Annotated in this window: 27 protein-coding genes; 24 read left to right on the top strand and 3 right to left on the bottom strand. The window is 43.0% G+C overall.

Features of this window, described 5'->3' with window-relative positions; genetic code table 11:
- Positions 1 to 14: 14 nt before the first annotated feature.
- From AB840_RS05670 to AB840_RS17545, 5 genes are all read left to right on the top strand, one after another.
- Complete coding sequence (locus tag AB840_RS05670) at positions 15 to 986, top strand: ABC transporter substrate-binding protein (RefSeq protein ID WP_048513862.1); 972 nt, start codon at positions 15 to 17, stop codon at positions 984 to 986.
- Positions 987 to 1201: 215 nt separating this feature from the next.
- Positions 1202 to 2446, top strand: a complete 1245-nt coding sequence (locus tag AB840_RS05665) for a [Fe-Fe] hydrogenase large subunit C-terminal domain-containing protein (protein WP_048513861.1) — start codon at positions 1202 to 1204, stop codon at positions 2444 to 2446.
- A 423-nt stretch (positions 2447 to 2869) separates the two neighbouring features.
- On the top strand, positions 2870 to 3025 hold the full coding sequence (locus tag AB840_RS17065; protein ID WP_159445800.1) for a hypothetical protein: 156 nt from the start codon (positions 2870 to 2872) through the stop codon (positions 3023 to 3025).
- Positions 3026 to 3043: 18 nt separating this feature from the next.
- On the top strand, positions 3044 to 4225 hold the full coding sequence (locus tag AB840_RS17550) for an MFS transporter (protein WP_200809945.1): 1182 nt from the start codon (positions 3044 to 3046) through the stop codon (positions 4223 to 4225).
- 25 nt (positions 4226 to 4250) lie between these two features.
- Positions 4251 to 4892, top strand: coding sequence for an ABC transporter substrate-binding protein (locus AB840_RS17545; RefSeq protein ID WP_200809946.1), 642 nt, complete (start codon positions 4251 to 4253; stop codon positions 4890 to 4892).
- A 164-nt stretch (positions 4893 to 5056) separates the two neighbouring features.
- On the opposite strand, the gene AB840_RS05655 is transcribed toward AB840_RS17545, so the two are convergent.
- Entirely contained in the window at positions 5057 to 5920 is an 864-nt protein-coding gene (locus tag AB840_RS05655) for a LysR family transcriptional regulator (RefSeq protein WP_048513860.1), read from the bottom strand.
- A 235-nt stretch (positions 5921 to 6155) separates the two neighbouring features.
- On the opposite strand from AB840_RS05655, the gene AB840_RS05650 reads away from it, so the two are divergent.
- The 3 genes from AB840_RS05650 (at position 6156) to AB840_RS05640 (ending at position 9286) form a co-directional block, all read left to right on the top strand.
- A complete protein-coding gene (locus AB840_RS05650) occupies positions 6156 to 6692 on the top strand; it encodes a flavin reductase family protein (protein WP_048513859.1) in 537 nt (178 codons plus the stop codon).
- 108 nt (positions 6693 to 6800) lie between these two features.
- Complete coding sequence (gene budC, locus AB840_RS05645; protein ID WP_048513858.1) at positions 6801 to 7577, top strand: meso-2,3-butanediol dehydrogenase; 777 nt, start codon at positions 6801 to 6803, stop codon at positions 7575 to 7577.
- 308 nt (positions 7578 to 7885) lie between these two features.
- On the top strand, positions 7886 to 9286 hold the full coding sequence (locus tag AB840_RS05640) for an MFS transporter (protein ID WP_048513857.1): 1401 nt from the start codon (positions 7886 to 7888) through the stop codon (positions 9284 to 9286).
- A 149-nt stretch (positions 9287 to 9435) separates the two neighbouring features.
- Here AB840_RS05640 and AB840_RS05635 read toward each other — a convergent pair whose 3' ends face one another.
- Both AB840_RS05635 and AB840_RS05630 read right to left on the bottom strand, forming a co-directional pair.
- Positions 9436 to 10215, bottom strand: a complete 780-nt coding sequence (locus AB840_RS05635) for a response regulator transcription factor (RefSeq protein ID WP_048513856.1) — start codon at positions 10213 to 10215, stop codon at positions 9436 to 9438.
- A gap of 15 nt (positions 10216 to 10230) precedes the next feature.
- Positions 10231 to 11430: a histidine kinase gene (locus AB840_RS05630; protein WP_078791718.1), complete on the bottom strand. Its 1200-nt coding sequence runs from the start codon at positions 11428 to 11430 to the stop codon at positions 10231 to 10233.
- 504 nt (positions 11431 to 11934) lie between these two features.
- Between AB840_RS05630 and AB840_RS05625 the strand changes: the two genes are divergently transcribed.
- The 16 genes from AB840_RS05625 (at position 11935) to AB840_RS05550 (ending at position 24742) form a co-directional block, all read left to right on the top strand.
- Positions 11935 to 13071, top strand: coding sequence for a 1-propanol dehydrogenase PduQ (locus AB840_RS05625; RefSeq protein ID WP_048513855.1), 1137 nt, complete (start codon positions 11935 to 11937; stop codon positions 13069 to 13071).
- A 63-nt stretch (positions 13072 to 13134) separates the two neighbouring features.
- Complete coding sequence (eutS, locus tag AB840_RS05620) at positions 13135 to 13491, top strand: ethanolamine utilization microcompartment protein EutS (RefSeq protein WP_048513854.1); 357 nt, start codon at positions 13135 to 13137, stop codon at positions 13489 to 13491.
- The gene (locus AB840_RS05615; RefSeq protein ID WP_048513853.1) at positions 13488 to 13937 is read left to right on the top strand and encodes a EutP/PduV family microcompartment system protein; all 450 of its coding nucleotides are present in this window, start codon (positions 13488 to 13490) and stop codon (positions 13935 to 13937) included. Before eutS ends, AB840_RS05615 begins: the two co-directional genes overlap by 4 nt.
- A gap of 24 nt (positions 13938 to 13961) precedes the next feature.
- Complete coding sequence (locus AB840_RS05610) at positions 13962 to 14651, top strand: hypothetical protein (protein WP_143745067.1); 690 nt, start codon at positions 13962 to 13964, stop codon at positions 14649 to 14651.
- Positions 14648 to 15487, top strand: a complete 840-nt coding sequence (eutJ, locus tag AB840_RS05605) for an ethanolamine utilization protein EutJ (protein WP_200809942.1) — start codon at positions 14648 to 14650, stop codon at positions 15485 to 15487. The genes AB840_RS05610 and eutJ overlap by 4 nt, the downstream gene beginning before the upstream one ends.
- Positions 15488 to 15548: 61 nt before the next feature.
- Positions 15549 to 15812, top strand: coding sequence for a EutN/CcmL family microcompartment protein (locus tag AB840_RS05600; RefSeq protein ID WP_048513851.1), 264 nt, complete (start codon positions 15549 to 15551; stop codon positions 15810 to 15812).
- Between the two features lie 14 nt (positions 15813 to 15826).
- Positions 15827 to 16087, top strand: a complete 261-nt coding sequence (locus tag AB840_RS05595; RefSeq protein ID WP_048513850.1) for a EutN/CcmL family microcompartment protein — start codon at positions 15827 to 15829, stop codon at positions 16085 to 16087.
- A gap of 21 nt (positions 16088 to 16108) precedes the next feature.
- Entirely contained in the window at positions 16109 to 17446 is a 1338-nt protein-coding gene (locus AB840_RS05590; RefSeq protein ID WP_048513849.1) for a 4Fe-4S dicluster domain-containing protein, read from the top strand.
- Positions 17439 to 17987, top strand: coding sequence for a BMC domain-containing protein (locus tag AB840_RS05585; protein WP_048513848.1), 549 nt, complete (start codon positions 17439 to 17441; stop codon positions 17985 to 17987). The genes AB840_RS05590 and AB840_RS05585 overlap by 8 nt, the downstream gene beginning before the upstream one ends.
- A gap of 33 nt (positions 17988 to 18020) precedes the next feature.
- Positions 18021 to 18668 (top strand): cupin domain-containing protein, encoded by a 648-nt coding sequence (locus AB840_RS05580; RefSeq protein ID WP_048513847.1) that lies wholly within the window; start codon positions 18021 to 18023, stop codon positions 18666 to 18668.
- Positions 18669 to 18690: 22 nt separating this feature from the next.
- Positions 18691 to 19329 (top strand): BMC domain-containing protein, encoded by a 639-nt coding sequence (locus AB840_RS18250; protein ID WP_048513846.1) that lies wholly within the window; start codon positions 18691 to 18693, stop codon positions 19327 to 19329.
- A gap of 43 nt (positions 19330 to 19372) precedes the next feature.
- The gene (locus AB840_RS05570; RefSeq protein WP_078791720.1) at positions 19373 to 20863 is read left to right on the top strand and encodes an acetaldehyde dehydrogenase (acetylating); all 1491 of its coding nucleotides are present in this window, start codon (positions 19373 to 19375) and stop codon (positions 20861 to 20863) included.
- Positions 20864 to 20880: 17 nt separating this feature from the next.
- Positions 20881 to 21501: a phosphate propanoyltransferase gene (locus AB840_RS05565; RefSeq protein WP_234984876.1), complete on the top strand. Its 621-nt coding sequence runs from the start codon at positions 20881 to 20883 to the stop codon at positions 21499 to 21501.
- A gap of 26 nt (positions 21502 to 21527) precedes the next feature.
- Positions 21528 to 21833 (top strand): ethanolamine utilization microcompartment protein EutM, encoded by a 306-nt coding sequence (gene eutM / locus AB840_RS05560; protein WP_048513844.1) that lies wholly within the window; start codon positions 21528 to 21530, stop codon positions 21831 to 21833.
- Positions 21834 to 22162: 329 nt separating this feature from the next.
- Entirely contained in the window at positions 22163 to 23704 is a 1542-nt protein-coding gene (locus tag AB840_RS05555; protein WP_048513843.1) for an AbgT family transporter, read from the top strand.
- Between the two features lie 282 nt (positions 23705 to 23986).
- Positions 23987 to 24742, top strand: coding sequence for an IclR family transcriptional regulator (locus AB840_RS05550; protein WP_048513842.1), 756 nt, complete (start codon positions 23987 to 23989; stop codon positions 24740 to 24742).
- The last annotated feature ends 188 nt before the right edge of the window (positions 24743 to 24930 follow it).

The following is a 24930-nucleotide window of genomic DNA, read 5'->3' as shown; positions in this document are numbered from 1 at the left end:
GGGGGAAATCCAATATGTGGAAAAAAATAATAAGCGGAATGGTACTCGGCACTTGCCTTATGGCTTTGGTAGCAGGCTGTGGAACGAGTGATCAGACCAGCGCGGATAAAGTACTTCGAGTCGCCATCCAGCCGTCGGCGACATGGGCGCCGTTGTGGTATATGAAGGACAAGGGGAGTCTGGAAAAAGCGTTGGAGAGCAAGGGGATCAAGGTGCAATGGACAGAATTTGATGCCGGTCCGTCTTTGAATGAATCCTTTGCGGCGGGGCAGCAGGATATCGGAATCGGCGGTGATGTACCTACTATTACGCCGCTGGCAGCCGGACAAAAAAATAAAATTATCGCGCAGGGCGGCAAGGGGGATAAAATACAGGCGATTATTGTTGGCAATGATTCCGGTATTACGGATCCCAAGCAATTGAAAAGTAAAAAAATAGGCATTACTGTCGGATCGAGTGCGCATCACATGCTGTACTCCATTCTGGAAAAGAATGGGATGTCCTTGAACGATGTGCAGATCGTAAACCTGACAGCCGGTGATGCCGAAACTGCGCTGCTTCAAAAACAGGTAGATGCTGTCGCGTTTTGGGAACCTAACGTTACTTTTTTATTGGATAAGAAGGCAGGAAAATTTTTAGTGGATCAGACGGGCTGCCCCAATGGCGGCGGACCGATTTTTGTAACGGAAAAATATGTAACTGATAATCAGGAGGTTGTGAAGATTTTCCTTCAAGAATATGCCAAAGCGGCAAAATACATCAAGACGCATCAGGAGGAAGTAGCACCGGGCCTGGCGGCTCATTATCATTGCACGCCGGAGCAAATGGTGAAAATTCTTGATGAATATGAATATCCTGTAAAAATTACGGAAGAAGATATTGCAGGCTTGGAAGCAACGGCCCAATTTATGAAGACCATCGGCATTATTAAAAAAGATATCAATATAAAAGATTATATTGATAGTTCCATTGCCAATTCGCTGTAAAAATAGTACATCCCGTTATCGTAATGCAAGGCGCGTAATAACGGGATGTATTCATTGCATATGCGGGATTAAAAGAATAAATAAAAACCCCGGAAAAATAAATCGTTTTATTATACTGGAAGAACCAATTCATTGACAGAAAATTAGAAAACGTTTATATTTAAGTCAGTAATTTGGGTTATCATTGTTTTTTGTCGATGAAGGAGGTTCTTTTTATGGCTTCGTTGGATGAGTTGTATTATCAGCTGCTGCGGCAGGCAGTAGCAAATAAAGAGAAAATTGTACCGGAAAAAGTGGATCCGCGCATGATTGCCTGTCTGGCGCAGCCAGATGATGCGCCGCTTATCTGGCGGGTTAAACCGTGTGTGTGTACGACTGACAGCAAAGAACCCTGCGCTGCCGCTGCGGCATGTGACTGGGATGCGATTCAAATGGATCCGGAAAAGGGCATGATTATTGATGATGCTAAATGTGTAGGCTGTCAGGCTTGTGTTGATGCCTGCAAGCTGGATGCGCTGAAAACTAAAAAGGATATTATTCCTGTTGTGCAGGAGCTGCACGATTACGATGGACCTATATATGCCTTGATTGCACCGGCTTTTTCCGGACAGTTTGGTGATGATGTGACGGTTGGAAAGCTGCGGACGGCTTTGAAAAAATTGGGCTTTACGGGCATGATTGAAGTCGCTGTATTTGCCGATATACTGACGCTGAAGGAAGCTTTGGAATTTGATAAAAATATCAATAGTGAAACGGATTTTCAGCTGACCAGCTGTTGTTGTCCCATGTGGATCGCTATGATTAAAAAGCTGTATCATCAGCTGCTTCCGAATGTGCCCGGATCTGTATCTCCCATGATAGCCGGTGGACGTACGGTCAAAGCGCTTCATCCCAATGCCAAGACAGTTTTTATCGGGCCCTGTCTGGCGAAAAAAGCAGAACGCAAGGAACCGGATCTGGTGGGAGCTATTGATTATGCGATTACGTATCAGGAATTGCGGGATCTGTTTTCGGTAACCAATATTGACTTAAACAAGATGGAAGAAGATAATGTTCCTCACGCGTCTACTGCGGGTATACGCTATGCTTTTGCCGGCGGCGTGGCGGCAGCTGTTACCCGTACTGTGGAAAAACTGGATCCGCATCGCAAAATAACGGTTCAGACACGCAAGGCTGATGGCGTTCCCGGGTGCAAGGCCATGATCAATGATATCTTGGCTGGTAAGCGAGATGGCAACTTTTTTGAGGGCATGGGTTGTGTTGGCGGCTGCGTAGGCGGCCCGCGGGCCATTATCAAGAAAGAAGACGGAAAGAAGCATGTGCAGGCCTATAGTGATACATCTGAGTTTGAAACGCCTATGGAAAATCCGTATGTCATCGGCATGCTTAAGGAGTTAGGTTTTTCCACAGTGGAAGAATTTTTGACAAAGAGTCATTTGTATGACCGTAAGCTGGATTAGAAATGATGCCTTTTGCGGTATGAGACCGCGCCGTCAAATAAATGAGGAAATATATATGAAAAAAAACTGCCTGCAGTAAATGTGCTGGCAGTTTTTTTTTGAAATATATGCAAAATAATTGCAAAAAAAAGAAACAGTGATTTTTTATTTCTTTGTTTAAAATAAAGTGTAAAATTACCTAACCTTTTGTTGATATTGCTGTAGGGCAGTGCTATATTTTTTCTATAAAATAAATGAAATATTTTGCTGTTATATGCAATTAGCTATCGAATAAACATAGAGTGCGTGTCATGATAAGGTAAAATATTGCGTGCAAGAAATCTCTAAAAAGAACAGCGGCGACAAGGAAGTTGCCCCTATATTTTTAGAGATTTTTTGATTTTATGAAAAGTATCATTACAAAATGCAGAAGAGAGGAGCTACATGGAACAAAAAATATTGGGGTATACGGAGGCACAATACCTCATCTTTCGCAACTATGCATGGCGGGCTATTGTTTTTTTTTCTATTTTGTATTGTTTTTTGTACTGCGGGCGGCTGAATTTGCGTTCGGCTATTTTTCTCATGATTACGGCTTAGAACTGGAGCGCATCTTAGCTGGGTATTTTATCCTCTGTATTTTTCTGGACCTATGGGATCGGGCATCTCATCAATGGCAGGCTGGGTGAGCTGATGGGGCCCAACCGGTTTATTATCGGCGCCGTTATTTGTTCTGTTGCGGCAAATTTGCTGATCAGTTTTCAGGATTCATTTATGGTGATCCTGGTGCTTTGGGGATTGAACGGGTATTTTCAAGCGATGGCATGGCCGTCGGGAATGTCGATGCTGGCCAAATGGTGGCCCAGCAGGCATCGGGGCTTTGCTGCTGGTCTGTCTAACGGGTTTGCCGCTTTTGGGCAGGCGATATGTATGGAGATTGTAATTTTGTCTTTTTCGCTGGCTCCGGCTGAAGGATGGCGTGCTGCTTTTCGATATCCTGTTATTTTACCGCTGCTTGTAGCGGGGGTGTACTGGCTGACTGTCAAAGTTAGTCCGCAATCGGTAGGCCTGCCGCCGTATCAGGATGATGATGCCGTTAACGTCCGGTCAGAGTCTCAAATTGCCAAAGCGTTGCATGGGCGGAGCCGGCTGTACCCGTATTTGTATTTGGGCCGTCAATGGCAGTTCGATATATGGTTGGTGGTTATTGCGCGGAGCAGTGTCGGCCGGTATGGCCTTTTAAATTGGATTCCCGTATATTTTACGGATGTGATGGGCCTGGATCTGCAAGATGGGATTATACAGAATTTGATGTTGTCTGTTGCCATGAGCTTAGGCAGCTTGATCATTCCGGCAGTCAGTGATACCTATTGCCGCCATCACCGTTTGCTGGCGGTACTGGTCTGTTCCGTCATGGGCGGACTGTCTATCATCGGGTTCATGGTATCGGAAACGGTGACCGGACTTAGTATATTTTTATGTATCGGAGGCTTTTTCTTGTATGCCATCAATGGGTTGGTGTGGCCGTTTGCCATGGATTGCGGCGGGCGTGAGCTTTCCGGCACGGCCGGCGCAATCTTTGGTTTTGATGCTTATGCCGATCCGGAGGTACAAGATGCGATCAAGCATGCACTGGATAATAACGGCTACGAAGAAAAATATCTGCTGCAGTCCTTCGGAACCTCTGAATTAGGCGGCAAACTGGTTGCAGAGGGGAAAAATATTGAAGTGGATGTAGTTACAATGAGCATGTACTATATTGACTCGGCACAGCAAAAAATCACATGTTTGCAGATCTAACTTTTGATGCCCAAACGATCAAAGAATACTCCCGTATTATCGCCCGAATACGGGGCAGTTTGGTTCGATTTTTGTCAATACGGAAGTACTGCAAAAAGAAAATCTGCCCATACCGGCTTCGATTAAGGATCTGGCGAAACCTATTTATAAGGATAAAATCGCCTTGCGGGATATTATGGGATCGTCTACGGCCTGGCTGCTGGCGCAAGCTGTATTTGATGCCTACGGAGAAGAAGAGGGCAGCAAAATTATGGAGGCATTAGACGACAATGCCGGACCTCATATGGAAAAATCCGGCTCCGGTCCGCTCAAAAAAGTAAAAGCCGGTGAAGTTGCTATTGGGTTCGGGCTGCGCCATCAGGCTTTGCTGGAACAGAAAAAGGGTCTTCCTATTCAGATTGTCGATCCAGTGGAAGGGAATTTTTTCCTGACGGAAGGTGTGGCTGTGATTGACAAGCAGGATAGCAAAAAGAAAGAATTGGCTATGAAAATAGCGGCATGCATTATTAAAAAAGCTCGTCCCGAAGTCTTGAAGAATTATCCTATGGCGTTATATGAAGGCGAAACCGTCGATAAAGCGCAGGAACCGGCGTATCCGAAACAATATAAAGAACCGCTGACTGTGGATCTGCTTAAAAAGCATCAACAGTTGATTAAAGGTAAATAAAATAGATAAGGACATACCTTGTGCCGGCAATTTTGCTGGTGATTGGGGTATGTCCTTTTTATGTCTATAGATCGTTACGGCATAGGAAGAGAGTGCGGTTTAAAATTTATATGAGGAGCATCTTTGTAAAGAAAGCATCAAAAAATGGTGAAAAATTAAAGTTTTCACAGCGATTCCGAAAACATCGGCAGATATGCAGTGATATTTTCTTTTTTCATAGCAACTGAAATTTCCCGATAAATTGGGATGCGGTTGATTTTTCGTACGGCAATGGAAGGCATCTGAATGGCTGTTGCCACAATGGCAGGCAGAAGCGTTATGCCGTCTCCGCGGCTCACATAGCTCAGAAGGGATTCTGTCAAGTCCAGCTCCATGATAATATTGGGCGTAACTTTCATGCGGTGGCATTGCTTGCGTATGGAATCCCGGATTGTGCAGGGGTCTTTATACAGGACTAACCTTTCCTGCATAACAATATCCAGAAAATTTATATTGCTTTTCTGATATAGAGGATGCGATATAGGAAATACGGCGTAAAGTGGTTCTGTCATGAGGGGAATTATGGCAATATTAGGTTGAGGTTCGGCATTGGAAAGGAGTGCCACATCCAATTTGCCGTTTTCAATTCCGGTCACAAGTTCTCTGTTGGAGAAGCAGGTATCAATAGTCACATTATTATGTCCGCCTGCTTTTAAATTCTCCATATATCGGGGAAGAAAATACGTTATAAGATTTCCCAATCCGCCAATATGCAGGGTGTGTGTTTCTTTAAAATGTCTGACACCATCGATGGTCCGGTCGAATTCATCCAAAACGCCGCTCATTTGTTCATATAAAAGCGTTCCTTGTGAGGTGGGTGCTATGCCGTTATGTCTTCTGATAAGCAGCGTGCAGGATAACTCCTTTTCCAGGTGCTGCAGCTGTTTTGAGAGAGAGGGCTGTGAAATATAAAGATGGTCAGCCGCTTTATTTAAACTTCCGCAGCGGACAATCTCCAAAAAATATCGTATTTGTTCAAGACTGATCATACTATCACTTCCCAAGGGTATGCACTGCAGCTATAACTGGTATATATAAAAACAATTAGGAAAAATATCTAGCAACGTTTATCATATAATATAGAAATATATCACTATTTGTTTTCTTTGTCTATATGTATCAAACCGGTCAAGGGTGCAGGGCGCGGCAGTGGTTGTCTAGCGGTATCCTGCTGCCAATGGCTGTATTGTGATAATAAATGGATTTTATAAGGAGGAATAACAGATGAAGGAAAAAATTGAAGTATTTGATTATGCTAATACTATTATGAAAGCTCTTGGGACGGGAGTTTTGCTGACTACGAAGGTAAATGATCATGTAAATTCCATGACTATCGGTTGGGGGATGCTGGGAATTGTGTGGCAGAAACCGACATTTATTACTTTCATCAGAGAAAATCGATTTACCCGGCATCAGCTGGAAGCGAATCCTGAATTTACAGTGAATATCCCGCAAGGGCCTTTTAATAAAAAGATAGTCGGCTTCTGCGGTACGAAATCAGGACGTGATGTAGATAAAATTAAAGAATTGCAGTTGACCTTAGAGTCTCCTGAGATTATTTCTGTTCCGGCTATTAAGGAACTGCCATTGACTCTCGAATGCCGCGTCATGTATACACAAAAACAGGATGCAGGGGCTATTACGGAGGAAAATAAGAAAGCCTTTTATCCACAGGATGTGGAAAGTACGTTTTCCGGGTCAAACAGGGATTTTCATACGGCCTATTATGGGGAAATTGTGAGTGCATATATTGTCCGGTAGATTTCAAAAAAGGTGATTTTATGTCCGCGGTTCTGAAAGAAGGAGCCGGGCAGGTACTGGAAATGGTTCAGGAGAAATGGTCTATAGTAAAGGAGGGGTAAGACGCATATGACTCAAAATTTATATTCATATAATGATAAAATTGTCCTGGTGACCGGAGGGGGCAGCGGTATGGGGAGGGCTATTGCGCAGGCCTTTTTGGATAATCATGCGTCCGTCGCTGTTGTCGGACGGCGTATGGAGGCTTTGCGGGAGACGGTAGCGGCATATTCGGGGGAACGTTCCTTAACGATCTCCAAGGATATTTCTGAACCGGAGGCCCCGGCACAAATTGTAAAAGCGGTTCTGGCACATTTTGGCCGCTTGGATGTGGTCGTTAGCAACGCTGGTATTTTTGAAGGCGGCGATGTGACGGCACTGGATCAGCCGGGGTGGGAACGGATGCGGTCAGTCAATATTGACGCATTATTCTATCTTGCTAAGGCGGCTTTTCCTGCCTTGGCGGCATCAGGAGGCACCTTAATTGCTGTTTCATCCGTGTCCGGACTGAATGGAGACTGGAAACAGGCGGCTTATAATGCGACGAAGCATGCTGTTACCGGATTTATCCGGTCGCTGGCGTTGGATTGGGGAGAAAAAGGAATTCGCGTGAATGCGGTCGCGCCTGCCTTTACGGTGACGGATATGACGGCAGGGGTGGCTGATAAACCGGAATTGCTTTCTCAATTTGTCAATCGTATTCCTTTGGGACGGCCGGGAAAGCCGTCAGATATTGCTCCGGCAGTATTGTTTTTGGCTTCGCCTGATGCGGCGTATATTACAGGCGTCGTACTTCCTGTTGATGGAGGCACCAGCGCTTCAACAGGCCAGCCGCATGTAGTATAATAGGCCGCATATGCTGGCAGTGTCATTCGGGCCGGCAGGCGGCGTAAATGCTGTGCGGTCTGCTGTAGTCGGCAGAGTCTAATTTTCTGGTAATGACATAGCTTGTAAAAAGAGCACGTCAGAAATATTTTATTTCCGGCGTGTTTTTATGTTGCGATGTGCACGGATATGCGGAGCCTGTTCTGTATGTATAAGTCTGCAAGGAAAATAGAGGCTGTGTAAATGGCTGCATATTTAACTGCAGATGACGGTAAATAGTATGATCGTCTATATTTTATTGCTCATGCGGCTAATTAGGAGAGATAACCATGAAACCACTTATTTGTATTACTGCCAGTTTAGCTGTTGCTATTTTTATGTCGACGTTGGATACCAGTATCGTCAACGTTGCCCTGCCATTGCTGGTCCATGTTTTTGATACGACGTTTGCCGCTTCGCAGTGGGTTATTTTAGGTTACTTGCTGTCTTTAGCATCGGCTATTGTTGGTGTAGGACGATTAGGGGATTTATTTGGAAAAAAACAAATTTATATGGGCGGCCTGTTCGTGTTTATTATATCGTCTGCGTTATGCGGCCTTGCCTGGAATGTTCATGTCCTGATTGTATTTCGCATCATGCAGGGACTGGGAGCTGCGGTTCTTATGGCATTAAGCTTTGCTATTGCGCAGGATGCTGTGCCGGTATTCCATATTACAGCAGTTATGACGGTTTTAACATCAATGATATCTTTTGGTTTTGCCGTAGGACCTACGCTGGGCGGTGTTTTTATTGAACATTTTGGCTGGGCCTCTATTTTTTATATTAATGTCCCGCTGGGAATAGTATCTATTTTGGGTATTTGGCTCTATCTGCCAGAAACAAAGCCAGCAAAAAAGGTGGAATTTGATGTCTATGGTACTATTTTGCTGGCAATTACCCTGATTTGTTATATTTGCGCAATGACAGAAAGTGAAACGTACGGCTTTTTTTCCCGCCCTGTATATGCATTGTGCGTCGGGACGTTTCTGGCGCTTTTCTTCTTTATTCGGCGCGAACGCCGGATTGGATACCCGCTTATTCAATTACATGTCTTTCAAGACCGTCTTTTATCCTCCAGCCTGTTGACCAGTGTTCTTGTATATGCGAATATGATGTGTGTGCAATTGCTGGCGGCCTTTTTTCTTGCCGGCGTCAACGGGTTTTCAGAACTGCAAATAGGAATGGCGTTGTCTGTAGGGCCGGTTTTTACGGGAACATTAGGGTATGTGGCCGGTGCGCTGACAAAATATATAGCAGCGAGGAAAATTATGATTGCCGGTATTCTGCTCATGGTAGCCGGAAATATTGCGATGACAACGTTAGGCGCGTCGCAGACGATTTTTGATTTTTGCTGGCGTCTGGCGTTAATTAATACGGGATTGACATTTTTTCAAACGCCTAATAATATCATGGTTATGGGAAATGCCCAGTCAAATCAACGCGGTGTTATTTCGGCCTTATTGGCGCTGGGCCGGACGCTGGGGCAAATTACAGGGGCTGCGGTTATGAGTTCTTTGTTTGCATTATTTCTTATTTCCTGGGGCTATGCGGTTATAGATGCGCCACGGGAATTGTTGATTCATTCGTATCATTTGACTTTTTATATTACAGCAGCGTATATGGTGGGTACTGTAGTGATTGCCTACTTGGGGATTCAAAAAATATCGGCGGAGAGAAAAAAGATAGTCTAAGGTCTTGGCGTCCCGTGGTAAACCGGGGACTGCAGCATAGTCTATCCGTTTCTGACGAAAGAATAACATATTAGAATGAAAATGGAGCGTCCCTTGCGTTATCTACGCAAGGGACGTTTTTTACAAAAAAATGTATGTATAATGCTGTTTTATAAGATTTCGGCTTGTTCGACTTTGCAATTTCTGCGAAATTCCTTTGGCGTAATGTGCTTTTGGTTAATAAATACACGATTAAAATAGGATTGATCAGAAAAACCACATATACAGGAAACATGGCAGATAGGCTCATCTGTGCCGCTTAATAAATCACAGGCATACATGATTTTAAGGTGGTTGATATAATCCACGCAGCTTACTCCCACTTCCTTTTTAAAAAGGCGGCTTAAATATTGCGGATTCATGTATACATGCGCGGACACATCTTTCAGTGACAATTTTTTTTTGAAATTTTCATGGATATATTGCAATACCTTTTCGATACTATTGGTATATTTCGAATGTGTTAAACTGACAGATTGTGATTCTTGCGCGATGGGTACCCTGGAAATCTCCATGCTCGTGTGTTGCGAGAGAAGGCGACGGATTGTTTGACGTATTTCGATGGGCCGGATCGGTTTCAGTAGGTATTCTTGGACATGAAGATGAATGGCTTTTTGAGCGTATGAAAAATCAGAATATCCTGACAAAATGACGACTGATACATCAGAATGTATTTTTCGTATTTGATTCAGCGCGTCCAGACCATCTAATTCAGGAAGCAGTATGTCCATAAAGATGATATCAGGATAATACGTTTTTGTACATTGAATTGATTCTGTACCGGTGGTACACGTTATAATTTTATCTGTGTTCTGCAGTTCTTCGGTGATAATTTCCTTTAAAAATTGCTGTTCTAGTAATTCATCTTCTACAATTAGAATTGTGTGCATCACGATCGCCTCGCATCAGGTGCTGTTAGGAAGGGTGATTCCAACGATGCTGCCGCTGGAGTCTGACTTTTCAATATAAATGCCATATGTTTCTCCAAAAAAGTGTTTAATTCGCCTATCTGTACTGCATAGTCCAATGTTTTTACTGCAGGAAAGGGAGGGTTCGCTGAGCTGGTCTGAGTGGGTCAGAAGAGATAACGTTTCGGCAGGAAATCCCTGACCGTTGTCAATTACTTTAATTGTGACGTAGTCGATTCCCTCCTTTGCCGTGATTCGGATACTTCCTCCTTCATGTTTGGGCATTATGCCATGAATCAAAGCATTTTCGATAATTGGCTGCAGAATCATATTGGGGATGCGATATGTTTCTAATTTTGGTGGAATGTTAATTTCATAATTCAAACGATTTTTAAAACGGATTTTTTGAATGTATAAATATTTTTTTATATTTTCAATTTCCTTTTGAAGCGTGTGCAACTTATCATTTTGTTTTAGATTATATCGAAGTAAGTCGGATAAGCAATAAATTAATTCTTCCGTTTTATATGATTTTTCAAAATAGGCTATTCTAGCAATTGTATTCAATGTATTGAATACAAAGTGGGGGTTTACGACTAGAAAGCTGTTCTTCATTTGAAGGTCTTTGACTTTTTGTTCCAGCATATTTTTTTCAAAAGAAAGCTGTGCAATTTTGATGTTTGTGCTTTTGAGTGATTCAGAAATATTTAGAGTAATATATTTTACTATTTGTTCGCAAAAAGAGATTTGATCCTCCTCCATATTTTTTATGCTGCCAACTAGTTTGGCGATAAGTTCGCGGGATTGATTCTTTTCACGGGCCAGCGAGTCTACATTGATCATATATTTTTTATATATCGCTTGGCGGTTATAAACTTGTCCTCCGACGAGATAAAGCTGAAAGTCTTGTTCGATCTTGATAGGAAAGATGAAATTCTGCAACCCAAAACGGCAATTGAATCGAATGTCATTTTGGGTTCCGGAATAGCAGGTATAGTCTTCGCATAATACGCCCTCAGATTTTTGGCAGATGCATTTGCAAAAATCGGGAGGGGGACTTAATTCCGTTAATATGACGCCATCAGAAGATACGAGATGCAGTGGTATTTTTGAAAGAGAAAGTAAACTATTAAGATCCTTTATGCTGTTATTAATTTTTTTTAACCGAATATCTCTCAACAGATGTTGACTAGTCATTAAAGTTCCTCCTTCTTCAAAATATGGTGGGCCATAGCTATAGAAAATAGTGATTTTAATTTTGAATATTGGTAATCTTATGATTTTATTATACTAAGTATTTGAGAAATTTCAAAAAAAATATTTTATTTCAAAAAAGTAATATTAATAATAGAAAAATGTCATTTTTGTGCTAAAAAGTAACATTTTATGTAAATTGTCATTAGTTCAAAAAGTACTAAGGATATATATCGTTTTTTCAATAAAAAAAAATTTGAACATGTTACAATTTAGGCATCATCAAAAAGGCATCTTAACTATTCTATAAAAGAATAGCTAATGTTTAGAACGAAAAGTACGGTGCAGGGAAATTACTGGCAGGCAGCTTTGACTTCCGGTAAGAAAGTCAAAGATAAATGAGAGGGGCGATGTTTTTACATAATGTATTGCTGCCGGCACCCGTAGTGAGGGTAAAGAAATGTAGAAACGGAAATATTGGGTCAACATACTGAGGTGATGTAAAGCATGAAAACATTTGGAATTAAGCCTAAAATTTATTTTAGTGAAGGATCTATGGCATTTTTGAAAGAAATTCACGGGTCTCGCGCATTTATTCTTGCAGATCCGGTTATTGATTCGTTGGGATATTTAAAAGATGCCGTGACATATCTGGAGGCTGGCGGCATACCCTGTGATACCTTTACAGCGGTCAAGCCGGAACCAGATATTGCATCAGTCATGAATGTTTTGAAAAAATATGCAGAACATTCGGCGCCTATTATTATTGCCTTTGGCGGAGGGTCGGCAATGGATACAGTGAAGGCGATGATGTATTTTCTTCATCAAGCCGCTGTTGTTGCTGGTAAAGAATATCAGCAGCCGTTATTTATTGCCATTCCATCGACGAGCGGTACAGGATCAGAGGTAACAAATTTTTCAGTTATTGCTATTAATGGTAAAAAGACAGCATTAATTGATCAGATGATGCTGCCCGATGTAGCTATACTGGATTCGGCGTGCACAAAAAAGCTGCCGCCCCATATTATTGCTGACACAGGACTGGATGCGCTGGTACATGCTATTGAAGCATATGTTTCCAAGGCCGCAACGGATTACACAGATGCGCTGGCTGAAAAAGCGGTGCAAATTATTTTTTCCAACTTATATGACTTTTTTAAAAATGCGGAAGATACAACGGCACGGGAACGTGTCCAGTCCGCATCCTGCATGGCGGGTATGGCTTTTACAAATGCTAATTTAGGTATTACGCATAGTATGGCGCATGCTTTCGGGGGAACCTTCCACCTTTCTCATGGGCGTTCTAACGCGCTGCTTATGGATACCGTCATTGAATACAATGCGGATATTAAAGGAAAGTCGGATATTTATGCTGTAGGAAAATATGCAAATTTGGCTAAGGTTATTGGCCTTCCTTCCAGAACGGTGCGAGAAGGCTACGTTAATTTTTTACAGGCCATACGCACATTGAAAAATCATCTTGAAATTCCCAGCGGTATTTGTGCGGCCGGTGTTGAAGAATCAGCCTTTATTAATGCCGTTGATAAAATGGCGGAACAGGCGTTGCTGGACAGGTGTACGCCGACGAATCCAAGGACTCCAACTAAAGAAGATATTATTGCCATGTATCGAAGTGCTATTTAAATAGATGTATATAGGGTTGTTACGAAGGTGCAGAATTGACAATCCACGATACGGGGTGACACCATGAGAGATACAGAACAATTAGAGAACAAGACCCGTATCATTCAAGAATCCGTGCCGGGAAAGCAAGTTACATTGACACATGTCATTGCTTCACCACTTCCAGATATATATGATCGACTGGGAATTGACGGTCGAGGAGCTATTGGCGTCGTTACGCTGACCCCATGTGAAACAGCAATTATAGCTGCCGATATTGCAACAAAGGCAGCTGATGTGGAAATTGGTTTTTTAGACCGGTTCACCGGGTCGTTGGTTATTTCAGGAGATATTGCCAGCGTGGAAACCGCGATGAAAGAAATCAATACGACACTGGAGCATTTACTTGGCTTTACGCCGGCAAAAATAACAAAAACATGAAAAAAAGAATCATGCTTGTAGGCGCACGCCAGTCAGGAAAATCCACATTGGCGAATTGGTTGAATCGGACTGATGCGGCAATAAAAAATACGCAGGATGTGATTTATGGATGCCGGACTATTGATACGCCGGGAGCTTATTTGGAAAATGCGAGAATGTATAAATATCTTATTGCCACGGCACAAGCAGCATCCCATGTCCTGGTGCTGGTGGATCAATCGCGCCCGGAAGAGGTTTATTCACCGGGATTTGTGAGAATTTTTCATTGTCCTGTCATCGGAGTTATCACAAAATGCGATACACATCAGGAGAATTGTTTAAAATGTGTACAGCAGTTACAACGCAGTGGTGTAACGGCGCCTGTTTTCCGCATTTCTATGAAAACGGGAACGGGACTGACTTCATTAGAAACATACTTAAAATCCCATGCGAAAGGAAGTGAATAAAAACGTTTTAAAGGAGGTGATAGCTTGAGATTTATAACCGAGATGGATCTGCGGAAACTCTATAAAAAGAACGAATTTACCATGTATTCCCCGCAGGCAGATACAAGGCTTACGCCCGGTGCCAGACAGTTTTTGATTGATCGGCGTATTTCTTTTGAAGCATGCCGGGCAGGCAAGAAAAAAGGATCTGCTTCAGACAGGAGATGTACAGCGGATACCGCTGAGAAAGCGACGGAAATCAATCCTCCCACAGATTGGCTTCTGTTGAAACTGCTTCGTTATATGGAACATACAGAATCACTGGTTTTGTTAGCGGCATCCCAATTTTATGGTAATACAGAATTTACTTTTTCTGAAGAACTTGTAGCATTAAGCAAATGGATCCATCAAGCTTGCAAGTTGTGTCAGCAAAAAAAAAGCGCGCCTCATGTCACTTTTTGGGGATGTACCGCAGCAGAACTTCATGCACGTGCTGCCGGGACTGCTTGTGAATGGTGTTGGGAAAGCATGCCGAAAGATGAAAAAGAAAGAAAAAATATTCTTTGGCTTTACCATGTGCAGACCGCCATTAGAAATGCCGAACCGCTGCTGTTGGAGGTGAAATATCATGAACATAGTGTTAAAACGTGGTGCGATGAGGTATCTGAATTATTTCAAAGTTTGGATGATATCCTTTGTATCATGATGGAAAAATGTTTGAGAGGTCTGATATGAAACTTGCAAATTCAGAATTTTCCTATTGTAATACGCTGATTGAAAATTTTGAGACCGTTACCCAAAAACCAATCACTGCGCCATCGGCAGTATATTATACAGGTGTCGATCTGGGAACGGCATATATTGTTATGGCAGTATTGGATGAACATTTTCGTCCTGTTGCCGGCGCATATGAGTTTGCCAATGTTGTAAAAGACGGTATGGTGGTTGATTATATCGGGGCAATTCATATTGTACGTAAAATGAAACAGAAAATAGAAAAGCAATTAGGAACAGAGCTGGTTTATGCGGCAGCAGCCTTGCCGCCGGGAACCTTTGAACTGGATTCAGGAGCCATTAAAAATGTAGTGGAGGGAGCGGGATTTGAGGTTACGAATGTGCTGGATGAACCGACGGCAGCCAATGCCGTTTTAAAAATCAGGGATGGAGCCATTGTCGATGTAGGCGGCGGGACGACAGGAATTGCGGTTCTCAAGGATGGTAACGTAGTATATGTTGCTGATGAACCTACGGGAGGCACTCATTTTTCGCTGGTTATTTCCGGGGCGTATAAGATGCCATTTGATGAAGCGGAAATATATAAACGAAATCCTGAAAATCATAAAGAGATATTGCCTGTCTTACAGCCTGTCATTGAAAAAGTTGCATCTATTATCTTGCGGCATATTCGTGCCTATGATGTTAAAGAAATCTATTTGGTTGGCGGCACCTGCTGCTTGCAGGGAATGGAAAAAATTATAGCCAAACAGACCCGGCTTCCCACGATGAAACCTCAAAATCCGATGTTTGTGACTCCGCTTGGCATTGCATTGAGCTGCAAACAGGGAGAATAAGCAGGTTCAGTATAAATCGAATTTAAAATATATACAGCTTGAAAAAAGTAGGTAGATCAGCATGATAGCAGCAAAAGTAATTGCTAGTATTGAGGTGGCAAAAAGGCTGAACTGTCTTACGGGGATTCAGTTTGTGCTTGCGAAAATTCTTGGCGGGACAGATGCGGGCCGATTGGTTATTGCCGCCGATATGGGGCGGGTCCATGTTGGAGAACGCGTTATTATCCGCCAGGAAAATTCAGACTGGCAGGCGTTTGCGCATGATAAGATGCCAATTGATGCGGTTATCATTAAATGTGATTCGACAACACGGTACAGATTATAAAAGTAGGTGACAGTATGATAGCAGCAAAGGTAATCGATAGTATTTGGTCGACGCGAAAGGTGGACCGTCTCGTTGGTATTAAATTTATGCTTGTGGAGGTGTTGGGCGGGACAGATGCAGGCAGACTGCTTATTGCGGCTGATTTGATCAATGCCGGCATTGGAGAACGGGTTATTGTCAGTCAAGGGAGTGCCGCCCGGCAGATATTTGATCAGGATAATGTACCAATTGATGCCGTTATTATCGGAATTATTGATGCAGAATGTACATTTTAATTTATGGAGAGGTGAATACTTTTGGATTTACTAAATCAGGTTCGCGCTGCCGGGGTTATTGGTGCCGGCGGAGCCGGTTTTCCGACACATGTCAAGCTGGATGCAAGTGCTGATTATATATTGCTTAATGGTGCCGAATGTGAGCCGCTTCTGCGAGTGGACCAACAACTGATGGCGTTATATCCGGATGACATTATTCAGGGTCTTGCCGCAGCAGGCCGGCAGGTGCAGGCAGGTAAAGCGATTATCGGTATTAAAGGCAAGCATGAGGATGTGATCCGCATTTTAAAGGATCATATTCGGTTGTTACACCTTGAAGATTATGTGAAGGTTGGTATATTACCGGATATTTATCCGGCCGGAGATGAACAAGTATTGGTCTATGAACTAACGGGACGTGTTGTTCCGGAATGCGCTATTCCGTTGGCTGTAGGGTGTGTTGTTATTAATGCGGAAACGGCCTTGAATGTAGCCCATGCGGCAGTGGGGAAAAGTGTGACGGAAACCTACATTACTTTGAATGGAGACATTCCCCGGCCGATTACTGTAAAAGTTCCGGTAGGAGTTCCGGTAAAGGACGTGCTTTTGCTGAGTGGTATTAAAAATTTGGATGAGTACGGGGTCATTAATGGCGGACCTATGATGGGAAGCGTAATGGATGCGTATGACGGATATGTGACGAAAAAAAATAAAGGTTTTATTATTTTAAAAAAGGAACATTACCTGATCCGTAAAAAGATGATGACCTTTGATCAGGCACGGATTGTGGGGCGGACTTCCTGTGAACAATGCCGGATGTGTACAGACATGTGTCCCCGTTATTTATTGGGACATAATATGCAACCTCATAAAATGATGCGGGTCATCAAATATACACCCAATGATGCGGAAAGTATGAAAATAGCTCAGTTATGCAGTCAATGTAATTTGTGTGAAATGTTTTCCTGTCAGGCGCAGCTCAGTCCCCGCGCCGTGAATGTTTGGTGTAAAGGGAAATTAAGAGAAAAGGGCGTGAAATATACACCCTTTAAAGAAACCTACACACCGCGGGAATCCCGTTCCTACCGATTGGTGCCTAGCAAAAGACTTATTGCCAGATTGGGGCTTACGCCTTTTGATGGAGCGGCTCCTTTGACTGAGATACATTTTGATCCGCAGGAAATTGGCATTTCCCTGCAGCAGCATGTGGGAGCACCTGCGCAGCCGGTTGTAAAGGTAGGAGACGTGGTAACAGAAGGGCAGCTTATCGGAGAAATCAAGGAAGGCAGTCTGGGTGCGGCTGTTCATGCCAGTATGAATGGAACTGTTGCCAATATTACAGAACAGATTATCAAAATAAAGGTGGGAGCGTATGTATAATGCAATTGGTATGATTGAACTCAACAGTATAGCCAGAGGAATCTACGCAGCCGATCTGATGATCAAGACTGCTGCTGTAGAAGCAATTTGCACTACGGCAGTATGTCCGGGTAAGTACATTGTATTGATACAAGGAAATGTTTCTGCTGTAGAAAGTTCTGTCAATGCAGGCGTTGAAGCTGCAGGAGAATATCTAATTGACAGCTTTGTTATTCCTAATGTTCATCCAGGTATTTTCCCCGCAATTTCTTCTACAACAATTCCAGAAGAACGGGCAGCATTGGGTATTATAGAATCATTTTCTTTAGCATCTATGATTATTTCAGCTGATGTAGCGCTAAAGGCGGCAAATATTCAGGGAATGGAACTGCGATTAGGCAGCGGATTAGGTGGAAAAGCATTTTTTACTTTTACCGGCGATGTTGCTGCCGTAGATGCAGCGGCAGAAGCGGGAAAGAATTATATACAGAAAAAAGGACTGCTTGTTGATTTGGAGGTAATTCCCTCACCGGCAGAAAAATTATGGGACGCATTGATGTAGGTTGTGGTGTCCGGCAGAACGGGAGGTGATAGCGTGAAGGATTTGATATGTGTGGGTCAAGTAAAAGCCGCTATTTTGTCAGGAACTGTAAAAATATATATCAAACCGGGAACCTTGATCACCGCGGCAGCACAGGATTTAGCTAAAGAAAAAGGTCTTCACTTTGTTGTAAAAGACGAAAGCAACTTACAAAACAGTAGTTCAGATGCAGCTGCTTTTGTTCAGATAGAACCCCAACAAGAAAATAATAAAGAATTGATTCTGCAACTTGTCAGGCAGGTATTGCAATCTCAGGGGCTGCTTACGGAAACACCCTATGACGCGGCCGTAGAAGGGAAAAGCGGGTTAAAGGTAGTACGGGGTGATTCTGTTAGGTATCATGCTTTTGATGCAACGCAGCGTAATGTCAATGTTACCTGTCAGGAAGTCATTCATCCGCAAAAGTCGCGGATACGTTCGGGATTTTTGATAGTAGATCATTCCGACTTTAAACGAACGCTGATAGGATATGAAGAAACAGATATCGTTATGGAGGGACAACTTACGATTGCAATCAATGGCAGCACATATACCGCTCGTCAGGGAGACGTTATTTTCATTCCCGAAAATGCAGATGTTCTTTGGAGTACAGCAGGATATGCAAAATTATTTTATAACCGCTATATTACTGGCGGGAAATAACATAGAAAGGACGTGATAGAGAATGGATGCGCTTGGCATGATTGAGACGAACGGCTTGGTTCCTGCTATTGAATGCGCGGATGTCATGCTTAAAGCGGCACGGACTACGTTGCTCAGTCAAACATTAACTGGCGGTGGACTGGTGACTATCTGTATAACCGGAGACGTGGGAGCAGTACAGGCAGCTGTTGAAGCTGGCGCGGCGGCAGTAGGGATATTTGGGCGGAAAACGCTTGTTTCGCAGCATATTATTCCAAGACCGCATGCAGATATTGAGATGATTATTTTGTCCGAAGACATAAAAAGTCTTTGCAGCCGCAATGCAGCAGAAAGCGGTATAGAAGAGAAAAGCCAGCGGATACACTATCCGGAAACAGCGATGGCAGACAGCACGAAATCAGAGCGTTTCCATATTCCTTCCTTTGATAAAAACCAGATCATGTCGCTTCAAAAAATTAATATAGATGAATTGGTTATCCAATATGGTATCGACATAGTGTCGAATCTGTTGAAAAAGATGACAGTATCTGTTTTGCGGCATCTGATACGGGAATATTCGGGACTTGGCCTTACCGGCAGAGAGTTATACAGGGTAAGTAAAGGAACGCTTATTCAGCTTATCATAGCATATTACCGTAGAGATGATGTGGCTGAGGAATAGAGATGTGCTTTATAAATACATAGCATGAAAGGGGAAGATATTCTTGGGAAATTTTGATTATGATTTACAAACTATGCAAGAAGCCAGAAATGTGGTGCGGCAAGCCAATGAGGCCGAAGAACAGTTTTGCAGGTTTACCAATGAGCAGGTGGATAAAATTTTGCAGAACATGGTACGGGTAGCGGAGGAAAATGCAGCGACGCTGGCGAGAATGGCCGTTGAAGAAACTGGCTTTGGCAAGGTGGAAGACAAAACAGTAAAAAATCAGGTTGCTTCTGAAAATGTCTATGAGTACATCAAAGATATGAAAACGATTGGAGTTATCCGGGAAGACAAGGCGAATCGCATTACAGAAATAGGTGAACCGGTAGGCGTTGTTTTGGGAATTATTCCTTCTACAAACCCTACATCGACGGTTATTTATAATGCTATGATAGCACTGAAATCGCGGAATACTATCGTTTTTTCACCGCATCCGGCGGCATTGAAATGTACTTCTGAGGCGGCACGACTTATGGCGGAAGCAGCAGAAACTGCTGGTGCTCCGGCGCATACTATTGAGTGCATTACGCATCCGTCTATGGCAGCGACAAATGAGCTGATGCATAGTGAGGAAGTAAAAATGATTATTGCTACGGGGGGCTCGGCCATGGTGAAGGCCGCATACAGCTGCGGTAAACCGGCATTAGGGGTGGGGCCCGGCAATGGACCATCCTATATTGAGCACACCGCCGATGTTAAAAAATCTGTTGAAGATATTATGATCAGCAAAACCTTTGACTATGGCACGATTTGCGCTTCTGAACAATCTGTCATTGTTGAGGAAGGCAATCGAGCACAGGTTATTGAAGAATTCAGACGTCTTGGCGGGTATTTTATGAATAAAGAAGAAACCGGCAAAGTTTGCAGCCTTTTATTTAAAAATGGACACAATATGAATGCGCAGTTCGTGGGACGGGCACCTCAAGTTATTGCTGATGCAGCGGGTATTGTTATTCCAGCTAATACCAAGGTACTGATCGGCGAACAGGACGGAGTTGGTGAAGGGTATCCTCTCTCTTATGAAAAACTGACGACTGTCCTGGGATTTTATACAGTGAAGGATTGGCATGAAGCTTGTGAATTGTGTATTCGCCTGTTGAAAAATTGCGGCATGGGACATACGATGTCAATTCATACAGATGATCCGGAGATAGTCCGGCGTTTCTATGAAAAACCGGTATTTCGTATTATTGTCAATACGCCGGCAACACATGGCGGTGTAGGTATCAGTACTGGTTTGGCACCATCATTTACGCTGGGATGCGGCACTTGGGGCGGCAGTGCGACCGCAGATAATGTGACTCCGCTTCATTTGATGAATATCAAACGCGTTGCATATGGAATTCATGAGGTCAGACCGGCCGGCCCTTGTGCAGTACCGGCACCGGCAGGAGTGGTCGGAGGTGTACCGTCAGGAGATACCGGAGACGAGCAGCTAATGGCTGTAGTCAACGAAGTGCTGCAGCTGCTGAAGCAAAAGGGTGAGTTTTAATGGGGAAATATGATACTATGGTTACTTTATTAATGGACGCTGTAAAAGAACACAATATGCGCCTGCAGTCTGGAGCTATTCCCGTAGGGGTATCCAATAGGCATGTACATTTGTCAGAGTATGATTTGTTTGCGCTGTTTGGCACAGGGTATATGCTGACAAAAACGAAAGATATATCTCAGCCAGGACAATTTGCATGTAAAGAGACGGTAACGCTGGCGGGGCCGCATGGAGCGATAGAAAAAGTACGTGTCTTGGGGCCGGTTCGCAAAGAATCACAGGTTGAAATATTACGGGCAGATTGCTTTAAACTGGGAATCAAAGCGCCATTGAAGATGTCAGGTGATCTAGACGGCACTCCGGGCATTACGCTGGTAGGGCCTGAAAGAAGCATATATTTACCGCGGGGTGTTATTATTGCCAAACGACATATTCATATGCTGCCGGAGGATGCGCAGCAATTTGGCGTGGTTGACGGACAAGTTGTATCTGTTCAGGCAGGTGGACCGCGCGGTGGCTGGCTGGGAAATGTTGTCATACGAGTGACACTGACCTCTGCGCTGGAATGTCATATTGATACAGAAGAAGCCAATGCCATGAATTTAGATAATAGCTCTAAAATCACAATTGGTAAATAAAAATTATATTTTAGGAGGACACAAACATGAGTACAACAGAAGCTTTGGGATTGATCGAAACAAAAGGATTAGTAGGGTCTATTGAAGCAGCCGATGCTATGGTAAAGGCGGCAAACGTGTATTTGATCGGCAAAATTTTAGTTGGCGGCGGTCTGGTGACCGTCATGGTTCGCGGTGATGTGGGCGCTGTCAAGGCTGCTACAGATGCCGGAGCTGCCGCCGCACAGCGCGTGGGCGAACTTGTTTCTGTGCATGTCATTCCACGTCCGCATGCAGATGTAGAACTGATTCTTCCGCATGATAATACAGCAGGAAAAGACGAAGTCAGATAAGACAGTAAACCATATGAATAATTAACAGCGGTTCTGCAAGGTCAGTGAGGTAATACTGACATGCAGAGCCGCTGCTTTTTTTGTGTGAAAATGACAGCGGCAGTATTCGCTGCTGAACATGCTGCCTGATCAGGAAGAAAAAGCTGCATAGTGAAAGAAGATGTGTTTGCAAAACATACATTATTATATACGCATACAGTTATTTGCATAAATAATACTTTTATATTATAGAAAATTTATAAAATATTCTTGACATATTAAAAGATTGCCTTTATCCTCGAAGGAGTTGTCTTAAAAAATTAATATTTTTTATAAGGAAGTGGAGCTATATGAATCATTTTACAGATACAGTGATTTCAACTGACGACACGCGTGGCGCGTTTTTGAAGGGATTGGAACGGATGGGCAATAAACTGCCTAATCCGGCAATTTTGTTTCTTATTTTTTTCCTTGTATTGGCGGTTCTTTCGTATATTTGTCATATTGCCGGTGTGTCGGCTATGAATCCTAAGACTAGTGAAATTATTCAAATCAAGAGCCTGATAAGTGCAGAAGGGCTTGACTGGATATTGACCAATATGATTAAAAATTATATTTCCTTTCCGCCTCTGGGAATGATCATTGTTCTTACGTTTGGATTGGGAGTTGCATCAGAAACAGGTTTTTTACAGACGCTGATACGGCATTCTATGCATAATATTCCTGGCCGTTATGTAACCTTTGCTGTCGTATTCATCAGTTTGATGAGTCATATTGCGTCAGACGCGGCTATCGTCATCATGCCGCCGCTGGCGGCGTTGCTGTTTTATTCCTTGGGCCGTCATCCTTTAGTGGGATTTGCCTGTTCCTTAGCAGCGATTTATTCGGGCTTTACGGCAAACATCCTTATTGTTACGACCGATGTGCTTTTGTCCGGAATTACAACGCAGGCGGCACATATTGTGGATCCCACAATGACCGTTACACCTGTTGATAATTGGTATTTTATGTCTTTTGCTGTTTTTTATTTGGCGGCGGTAACGACCTTCATTACCGAAAAGTTTGTTGAACCTCGCATGGGAATATATGATCCTGCGCATGCCCATGGCAATCTTGTATTAGAAGATATTTCGTCAGAAGAAAAAAATGCGCTGCATCACGCGCTGATTGCTGCGGGTATATATGTTTTTGTTGTTATTGCAATGATATTTCCTGATAACGGATTGCTGCGCAATCCGCAGACGCATTCGCTTCTTGGTTCACCTTTGCTGCGCGGCGTAGTCCCTTTGTTATGCGGCTTTTTACTGACGGTAGGCTTAACGTATGGGATTTCTGTGAAAAAAATTAAGAATGCAGATGATATGGTGCATTGTATGACGGAAGCTGTTAAAAGCCTGGCTGGGTTTTTAGTGATGGCTTTCTTTATTGCCCAGTTTATTGCGGCATTTGCTTGGACTAATATGGCCGTTATGATTGCTATGAAGGGGGCATATTTCCTGCAAAATATTGGGATGACCGGTCTTCCGGCCTTGTTGTGCTTTATGATTTTTGGACAACTTCTTGGTGTTTTCACGTCCAGTGGATCGGCGGTATGGGCACTGCTGTCTACCGTCTTTGTGCCTATGTTTATGCTCCTTGGATATCATCCTGCATTTATTCAAGTCGCGTTTCGTGCCGGTGATGGCGCGTTGAATACGGTAGCTCTCGTCAATCCGTTTTTGCCATTATTTTTGGAAATTATTCGCCGCTATAAAAAGGATAGCGGCATTGGCACATATTTAGCTCTTATGATGCCATATGCGATGGGATTTTTGGTTATGTGGTATCTCTTGTTTATTTTTTGGTACTGCATGGGATGGCCTGTTGGCCCCGGCATTCCACAGCATTTATAATGTACATAAAAAAATTTGAATACGTACTAAGAAAAGACAGCGCATCGGCTCAGATGGGCTGTCTTTTGTACTGCTATAAGATTTTCAGAGTTTGTTTTACGGGTATCTTGGTTGAAAAAAATAGATTATAATAATCAGAGATATCGAAAAGGGAGTGCGGGGCTGCGCGAGGCGAGGAGGAAAGGGCCGGAAAAAGTGCAGGAGAAGATACTTGTTATATTGAGCAGCGTATTTGGCATATGGTGGTGTTGATACATAAAATGTGTGTGGAGGAATTAATATATGAGCAAAACTATTATACAATCAGTAGTTAAAGCCATTGCAATACTAAAGTGTTTTGAAAATGAAAAAGAATTAGGCATTACTGAAATAAGCCGTAAAACCGTATTAAATAAAAGCACGACGTTTAATATGGTTACGACGCTGCAGCTGCACGGCTTTTTGGAACAGGATGCGGATACTCTTAAATATAGACTGGGAATGGAATTGTACAGAATTGGAATGACCGTCCATGTGGATTTAAGAAAAATTGTGTTTCCGTATTTGGATGAATTGGTGTCTGCGTTTAAAGAGACTGTCAATTTTGTTCTAAGAGATGGTGCGGATGTTGTTTATATGGATAAAGTGGAAAGTCCGCATTCGATGCGTATCAGCACGGGAGCGGGGACGCGGCTTCCTCTTTATGCTACCGCAGTAGGAAAGGCAATTCTTTCCGGTCTTTCCGCTGAGGAGGTGTCAGCCATTTTGCGTGGAGTGTCGTTTGCTGGATATACAAATAATACAATCAGTAATGAAACGGATTTAGTTCAGTATATAAAGCAGGCAAAAGAACAAGGATATGCGGAGGATATTGAAGAATTAGAGCCGGGTCTTATTTGTGTAGCGGCGCCGATATTCAATTTTAAAGGGAAGGCATATGCAGCTATTAGTATATCGGGTCCTACTTCAAGAATGAATGCGTCTGTCAGAGCGGAAATGGGCAGCGCGCTGGTCACTGTCACACAGGAAATTTCAGATAAAATAGGATATAAACGATAAAATACCTGGAAATAGTGTTTCCAGGATTCTTAAATGCGATACAACCGAAAATCATTTCAATAAGCCTGATCGGGCTTGTTAAAATGATTTTCGGTTTTTTAATACATATGCAGAAGTAAAGTAATATACAATACAAGCACATATGACCGTCAAATTTTTCTTTTGGTTGTAATATACAAAAACAAACG

Origin of the sequence: Megasphaera cerevisiae DSM 20462 (assembly GCF_001045675.1) — a bacterium.
In the GTDB taxonomy this organism is placed as follows: Bacteria; Bacillota; Negativicutes; order Veillonellales; family Megasphaeraceae; genus Megasphaera; species Megasphaera cerevisiae.
Note: the sequence above shows the minus strand (reverse complement) of the source record. Positions and strands in the feature narration are given on the sequence as shown.